The organism is Rhizobium sp. P2_G2 (assembly GCF_056403555.1).
In genome coordinates this window covers 1-3,815 of sequence record NZ_JBFUFF010000222.1, presented here as the reverse complement: position 1 = coordinate 3,815, position 3,815 = coordinate 1, and the positions used below count along the sequence as shown (strand labels likewise).

Annotated in this window: 4 protein-coding genes and 3 pseudogenes; all 7 read right to left on the bottom strand. The window is 59.4% G+C overall.

Annotation, left to right across the window (positions count from 1 at the left end; translation table 11 throughout):
• A pseudogene (locus AC1D06_RS42135) lies at positions 1 to 334 on the bottom strand (IncP-type conjugal transfer protein TrbI); the annotation flags it as partial.
• A gap of 12 nt (positions 335 to 346) precedes the next feature.
• Positions 347 to 784: a conjugal transfer protein TrbH gene (gene trbH / locus AC1D06_RS42130; protein ID WP_477877336.1), complete on the bottom strand. Its 438-nt coding sequence runs from the start codon at positions 782 to 784 to the stop codon at positions 347 to 349.
• 2 nt (positions 785 to 786) lie between these two features.
• Positions 787 to 1,599: a P-type conjugative transfer protein TrbG gene (gene trbG / locus AC1D06_RS42125; RefSeq protein WP_477877335.1), complete on the bottom strand. Its 813-nt coding sequence runs from the start codon at positions 1,597 to 1,599 to the stop codon at positions 787 to 789.
• A gap of 16 nt (positions 1,600 to 1,615) precedes the next feature.
• Positions 1,616 to 2,274 (bottom strand): annotated as a pseudogene (locus AC1D06_RS42120) (conjugal transfer protein TrbF).
• A gap of 23 nt (positions 2,275 to 2,297) precedes the next feature.
• The gene (gene trbL / locus AC1D06_RS42115; protein WP_477877333.1) at positions 2,298 to 3,476 is read right to left on the bottom strand and encodes a P-type conjugative transfer protein TrbL; all 1,179 of its coding nucleotides are present in this window, start codon (positions 3,474 to 3,476) and stop codon (positions 2,298 to 2,300) included.
• Between the two features lie 5 nt (positions 3,477 to 3,481).
• Positions 3,482 to 3,658 (bottom strand): entry exclusion protein TrbK, encoded by a 177-nt coding sequence (trbK, locus tag AC1D06_RS42110; protein WP_477877332.1) that lies wholly within the window; start codon positions 3,656 to 3,658, stop codon positions 3,482 to 3,484.
• Positions 3,652 to 3,815 (bottom strand): annotated as a pseudogene (locus AC1D06_RS42105) (P-type conjugative transfer protein TrbJ); the annotation flags it as partial. The pseudogene AC1D06_RS42105 and the gene trbK, both read right to left, overlap by 7 nt.

Here is a 3,815-nt window from a genome sequence, read left to right as displayed (position 1 = left end):
GTGGACGCTCGATAGCAGTTTTCGGCTTGTCGTCTTTTGCGACGACGACCGGCGTTGGCTGAAACATCTCCTGCTTGTCTGGATCGCCGATGATCCCGTCAGTAATCCCCTTTTTGAGCTGATCACCGAAGTTGGTTGCTGGCGTGTTCGACGCGCTGTCGAGGCCGTTGTCGCGGTTGAAGATGAGGCCGCGCCAAGAGATGCCGATGACGACAACGCCGATGAACAGCACCACAATGGCGACGGCCACAATAATCGGTAAGCGATTGAGGCGGCGCATGCCTTGCTGGCCGTCTGTAGTGCCGGAGGCACCAAGCTGAAGCGACTGAACCATGAACTTCTCCGGTCAGGTGTGCTGCATGATCGAAAGCGGACTGGCAGGTGTCGCTCCTGCTGCCGTCGGGATGTATGCACGCCCAAGTGCGATCGAAGGCGTCGACAGGCGAACGAGAAACTGGCCATCGACGTTGAGGATCGAATAGGTCAGTTCCACGGGCTTTGCGTCTTTGGGAGCCTTTCCGTCGGTGATGACCGTGAACCCCCAGCCCTTGAGAGCGGCCACGAGTGCCGTAGCAAATTCGGTGGAATCTGTTTCCATCTTGATCGGTGCTTTTGGCGACGTGCCGATTTGCTCGACGAGCCTGCTCGCCAGGTCCCCGGCGATAGCGCCCGCGGCCGCTCCGGTGACCGTGGTGGGCATCGCGTTCGTGGAGAACACGTCCTTCGATATTTGGCAGCCCGATATGACGGCGGCGGTCAGGATAAGCACTATCAGCTTGCGCATGGTTAGCCTCCCCGCCTGATCGTGATCTTCTGCTGATGCCAGCCAACACCGGACACGAGGATCGCCCTGTCGACTGCGTAGTCGACGATCATCATGTCGTTTTTCATCCGATAGTTGACGATGCGGTTCTGGCCGCCGGAGACGACGAACAAGACCGGTGCATCCTGTCCCGAGATCGATCTTGGAAATTGGATGTAGGTTTTCTCACCATCCGAATAGACCCGCTTTGGCCGCCAGGGCGCGCTTCCGCTGATCGAATAAGAGAAGCTCAACTTGTCGGGCGCTGCCCCAGGGAACCTACCTGTTTCGATCCGCGCGTTGATGTCAGCGAGTTTGGTCGAGACGTCTTCTGGGTACTCGAAGCCGACGCGGGCCATGTATTGGCTCGGATGGGACTTGAGCTGGATATGATAGGTGCGCCGCGACGTTGTGACGACCATCGAGGTGATGAGACCGGGCTCCGATGGCTTCACGATCAGATGGATCGCTTGTCCACCGGTGGCGCCTGATGTTGCCGGTTCGACTTTCCAACGGACGGTGTCGCCGACCAGGACGTCGCGGACGATTTCGCCGCCCTGCAGCTCGATATCGCAGACCTGAAGTGGCGAGCAGACGACGGAGGGCTGCGTTTCGCCGAACAGGAAGATCACCTTTCCGTCCGGTCCCGTGGTGACGAGGCCAGCCGTTCCCCGCCACTTGTTCGATAGCCTGGTGGCCTTGAGCTCATCGGCCGTCATGCTCTGGGCGTGAGCGCCCATCGCGAAAACGAGTCCAGCCATGCAGCCGGCGGCTGCCATCAATCCAGTTCTGTGCATTAAGAATTCCTTGCCTTTAGAGCTGCGCTGTCCAGTCGAAATCGCGGACATAAAGACCGAATTGAGGCGGATGGTCGCCTCGTCCTGCGGCGCGGTCAGTGCTACCGTCGCGATCCCGCGGAACCTGCGTGTGCCCGTTTCCTTGCCCTTGCGATCCCGTTCGTATTCGGTCCAGTCGATCTGGTAGGTCTGGTTGGAGAGCGCCACGATGTTATTGACTTCTATGGCGACTGTTGCAGTCTTTGCTTTCTCGAACGGTGAATTGCCTCTGAACCAGGCGTTGACCTTCTCGGTCGACGGGTCGGACATTCGCAACAGCGCATAAGTTCGGTCGATATATTGTTTCTGGACCACCGCGTCCGGCGTGATCGAACGAAAGCTCGTGACGAAATTGCCGAGCGTCGAACGCACCACCCGCACGTCCGCATATTCGATCTGCTCGGGGAAACCGGCCGTCACGGCGGTTCCCAGCTTGTCGACCTCGACGATGTAGGGCACAAGCTTGACCTGCGTGCTGAGATACATCGCATATCCAAAGCCAATCACGGCCATGGTCAGGCCCAATATTCCGACAATGCGCCATCCAGCGGCGGCTCGCACATACGATCCGTATCGTTCCGTCCATTCCTGCCGCGCAGCAATGTAGGGGTTTTCCGGGACGCGGTTCGATTCCATCGGTCATCGCTTTCTGATTGCTGTTAATCTTTGCGTTCGGGAGGTGGCTTTGGTCCGCCGTGACTTCCGCGGCTCTGTGCCAGCTTGGCATTGGCGAGACCCAGAATCGATCCCGCATAGGCGCCGGGAGCGCCGATCGCCTTCTCCTTCCCTGCGGAGCCGGCAGCTTGGGCCGCCGATCCGATTCCAGCACCGATCCCTCGCAACGCAGCGCCCGCGACCGACGATCCAGCCGCACGCGCCGCCTGCCCGGCCTGAAAGCCCGCGCCGACTGCGCCGCCCGCGAGGAAGCCCGCCCCGGCTCCGAAGGACGCCGCTTGACCGCCGTGCCGGATCGCTTCCATGCCTCCGGAAACCGAAGCTCCCTGAACAACGCCTTGAATGATGTTCGGCACATACATTGCGATGATGAACACCACGACAGCGATGCCGGCAATCGCAAGCGCCGTCTGGAACTGGTCGCCGACGTCTGGCTCGTTTGCCAACCCAATGAGCACTTCCGAACCGATGCGAGAGATCATGACCAATGCCATGAGCTTCATGCCCACCGAGAAGGCGTAGATCAGATATCGGATGGCGAAGTCCTTCGTGTACGACGACCCTCCAAGACCAAGCATGATCATTCCCGCAAGCAGGCCGAGATACATCTCCACCATGACAGAGACGAAAATTGCTGCGACGAGCGAAAACGAAATAACCACGACAACCATTGCGAAGGCGGCCGAGATCGCCAGCGCATTGTCCTCGAAAAGGCCGAACTGGATCTTCTCCGACATCTTGGTCGCGACGGCGAGTCCCGCGTTGAAGACGTCCGCTGGCGATGCGGTGCCACCGCCGGCGCCAATCTGAAAGAGACTGTCGACGACCGCTTTGGCGAAACTCGGTCCCTGCGCCAGCACAAAGGCAAAGAAGCCGACGAACATGATCCTTCGGACTAGCTCGGCAAACCAGCTATCGAGAGAGGCTGCCTGGAGCGCCAGCCAAACGGCTGCGATCCCGATCTCAATAGTCGCGAGGATCCAGAACAGTGACTTTGCCGCATCCATGACGGTGGTTTCCCACCCTTTCGCGGCAGTCGTGATCTGGGTTTGAAGGGAGGTCAGTACCGAGCCCTCCTGCGCGAGTACGGGCTGTGCCGAGAGCGTAGCGCAGGCTGCAACGAACAATGCCGCGTGCAGCGCGGCGAGTTGTTTCGTGTTCATGGGCGTCACCATTCGACCTTCATTTTCTCGCCGCCCGAGGTTGCGTAATCTTTCGACGAGTCGAAGAACTTCGCATGACGCTCTTGTGCCGCCTGTTTTTCCGGGATGATGAACCAGATGCCGGCACTCCCGAGAGCAAGAATGGTCGCGATCGCGGTCAGGATCACTTTGGTTCTCACCATTCCACCTTCATCTTTTCGCCGCCGGAAGTGGAAGGCGCGGTTGCGCCGAAAAATTTCTCCCGGCGTGCCTGTGCCAGGTCTTTGTCGGTCTGCTCGGTTTGGAGCCAGGTTCCCATCATTGTCATCTGCTGGGAGACGAGACCACGAAGCTTTTGCA